This is a genomic window from Trinickia sp. (genome assembly GCF_051954495.1).
Lineage (GTDB): Bacteria > Pseudomonadota > Gammaproteobacteria > Burkholderiales > Burkholderiaceae > Trinickia.
In genome coordinates this window covers 1-2,885 of sequence record NZ_JBQCHR010000175.1, presented here as the reverse complement: position 1 = coordinate 2,885, position 2,885 = coordinate 1, and the positions used below count along the sequence as shown (strand labels likewise).

The window sequence follows — 2,885 nt, the reverse complement described above, 5'->3', positions numbered from 1 at the left end:
GAGATGCGGCCGATATAGCCGATGACGTGAGCGGCCGTCGTACCGAGCGGATATTGGCGGAACAGCCGGGCGCGCACGTCGACCCCGGGGAAGCGGAAGCGCTGCGCCGTGAAGCGCGCGACTTCCTCGTCGGTCAGCCGCGTGCGGATCGGCAAGCTCTCGAAATTCTTCGAGTCCTCCAGCAGCTTCTTGAAGCGCCGCCGGTCGCGTGCATCGATCGTGATGACGCTCGACAGCTTGTCGATCACGTGCTCGAGCGAATCGTCGAGCTTGGACGGCGTGATTTCGAGCGTATACGCCGAATAGTTGCGCGCCAGCACGACGCCGTTGCGATCGGTGATGATGCCGCGATTGGGTACGATCGGCGCGACCGAAATCCGGTTTTCGTCGGCTTGCAGCGAGTACTTGCTGTAGTGCCAGACCTGCAGAAACAGGAAGCGCACCACGAGCAGCCCGAAGCAGACGAGCACGAACAGCCCCGCCGCCGCGACGCGAAAGCGGAACTTCATGAGCTGCTGCTGGGTGTTTTTGAATTCGGTCATGCGTCGGCGCCGGTGGGCGCGCTCAAATGGGCCGCGTGTCGTCCGGATCGGCCGGGCGGCGCTGCGGCATCAGCAGCAGCGAACAGGCGAGCGGCCACAGCGCCGCCTCGACGAACCCGTGCACGAGTTGCCCCCAGCCGGGGAACGCCGCGCCGGTCAACAAGCGCGTGATGAACGGCACGAGCTGCGCCACGACGAGCAGCGGCGCGACGGCGAAGACTTGCACGCCTCGCGGCATCCACAATACGCGCCGGTGGATCGTAATAGCGCCGTACGAGAGCAACGTGTAAGCGAGCGCATGCTCGCCGAGCAGGCTCGCATCGTGCACGTCCATCAAGAGGCCGAGGAAGAATGCGATGCCCATGCCCACCTTGCGCGGCTGGTGGACGTTCCAAAATAGTAGGACGAGCGCCACGAAATCGGGCACGCCGATGAGCCGCCCCCACGGCATCAGGTTCAGCAAGAACGCGGCGGCCAGGCTGAAGGCGATGAAGTACGGGTTCACCGGCAGCAGGATGTACTGCGGACGATTCATCGCGCGGCTCCCGATGCGGCGCGAGGCGCGCTCGCGGCTTGAACTTTCGCGCCGGACTTTTCGGCCGCGTTCGCGGCCGGCTTCTCGCCTGGCTTCTCGGCCGGTTTTTCGGCCGTGGAGCCGCCGGCTTTGCCGCCCTTTTCCGCGCTCTTGTCCTCGTTCTTGTCCGCCGGTTTCTCGGCGCCTTTCGCAGCTTTCTTGCCCTTGGCGTCCTTGGCATCCTTGGCCTGCGGCGTAGGCGCGATCTCTTCCGGGCGCGGCGGCGCGTCGCTGCGGTAGTGGAGCACGAGCACGTCGCGCGCACCGCGCACCGCCGCCACCGGCGCGCAGACGACGCGGGCGAACGCCGTATCGGCCTGCTTGTCGACACGCACGACCTTGGCGACGGGCAACCCTTGCGGATAGACGCCGTCGAGCCCGCTCGTCACGAGTTCGTCGCCCGCGACGACATCGGCGCTGATCGGTACGAAACGCAACTCGAGCGTGTCGCCGACCGGCGTACCGTAGACGACGCTGCGCAGGCCGGTGCGCACGATTTCGACGGGCACGGCCTCGTCCTTGTCCGTGAGCAGCGTGACCTCCGACTGCAGCGGGAACACGCGCGTGACCTGTCCGACCATGCCGTCTTCGCTGACGACGGGCGAGCCGTTCTGCACGCCTTGCTGCGAGCCGCGGCCGATGACGACCTTTTGCGTGAACGGATCGCGCATGCCGTACTGCACTTCGGCCGGTATCGATTGCGTGGCGGCGTTGCGCGATAGATCGAGCAGGGCCCGCAGGTGAGCGTTCTCGGCGGAGAGCGTGGCGACTTGGTTGGCTTTTAGCGACAGCTGCAGATTCTTGGCGGAGAGCGTTTGATTCTCGCGCCGCAGCGTGTTGTTCGAGACGGCGAACTCGGCCGCGCCCAGCGCGAGGTCGCGCGGCAAAAGCGCGACGCGCTGCAGCGGATAAAGCCCCGCGTCGAGCACGGCGCGCACGATCTCGAGCGTCTTGAATCGTGCGTCGGAGACGAGCAGCACGAGCGAAAGAACGACGAAAAAGATGAGCCGCGCGAGCGCGGATGGGCCTTGCTTAAACAGAGGCGGCGGACTGTATTCCATGGTCGACGCCGAAAGCGTGAACGTTGGCGAGTGTCGACAGGGCGCGCATCAGCGCTCGATCGGCAACGAGCGAGCGGTGCGCGCCTGCTTCACGGGCAATGTCACTCGTACGAGAAGATGCTGCCGAGCTTGTCCATCCGCTCGAGCGCCATGCCGGAGCCGCGCACGACGCAGGTGAGCGGATCCTCGGCCACCAGAACGGGCAGACCCGTTTCCTCGGCAAGCAGGCGATCGAGATCGCGCAGCAGCGCGCCGCCGCCCGTGAGCATCATGCCGCGTTCGGCGATATCCGCGCCGAGTTCGGGCGGCGTTTGTTCGAGTGCGATTTTGACCGAGGAGACGATCTGGTTGAGCGGATCGGTCAGCGCTTCGAGAATTTCGTTGCTCGAGATCGTGAAGCTGCGCGGAATGCCTTCCGACAGATTGCGCCCCTTCACTTCCATTTCCTTGACTTCCGAGCCCGGGAACGCCGAGCCGATTTCCTTCTTGATCGCTTCGGCCGTTTGCTCGCCGATCAGCATGCCGTAGTTGCGGCGGATATAGTTGACGATGGCTTCGTCGAACTTGTCGCCGCCAACGCGCACGGAGCCTTTATAGACGATGCCGCCCAGCGAGATGACGCCGACCTCGGTCGTGCCGCCGCCGATATCGACGACCATCGAGCCCGTGGCTTCCGATACCGGCAGGCCCGCGCCGATCGCGGCCGCC

General features: G+C 65.5%; 3 protein-coding genes and 1 pseudogene. All 4 read right to left on the bottom strand.

The genetic code is table 11. From position 1 onward, the window contains the following. A pseudogene (locus tag ACTHNR_RS24470) lies at positions 1-542 on the bottom strand (penicillin-binding protein 2); the annotation flags it as partial. A 22-nt stretch (positions 543-564) separates the two neighbouring features. Then, positions 565-1,077 (bottom strand): rod shape-determining protein MreD, encoded by a 513-nt coding sequence (gene mreD, locus ACTHNR_RS24465; protein ID WP_440551000.1) that lies wholly within the window; start codon positions 1,075-1,077, stop codon positions 565-567. Continuing rightward, complete coding sequence (mreC, locus tag ACTHNR_RS24460) at positions 1,074-2,177, bottom strand: rod shape-determining protein MreC (RefSeq protein WP_440550998.1); 1,104 nt, start codon at positions 2,175-2,177, stop codon at positions 1,074-1,076. The genes mreD and mreC overlap by 4 nt, the downstream gene beginning before the upstream one ends. Before the next feature lie 101 nt (positions 2,178-2,278). Further along, the coding region (mreB, locus tag ACTHNR_RS24455; RefSeq protein WP_440550997.1) for a rod shape-determining protein MreB at positions 2,279-2,885 on the bottom strand (607 nt) is incomplete at its 5' end.

Excerpts from the sequence above, each read along its gene's own strand:
- mreD (WP_440551000.1), bottom strand. The coding sequence starts at position 1,077 with ATGAATCGTCCGCAGTACATCCTGCTGCCGGTGAACCCGTACTTCATC.
- mreC (WP_440550998.1), bottom strand. The coding sequence starts at position 2,177 with ATGGAATACAGTCCGCCGCCTCTGTTTAAGCAAGGCCCATCCGCGCTC.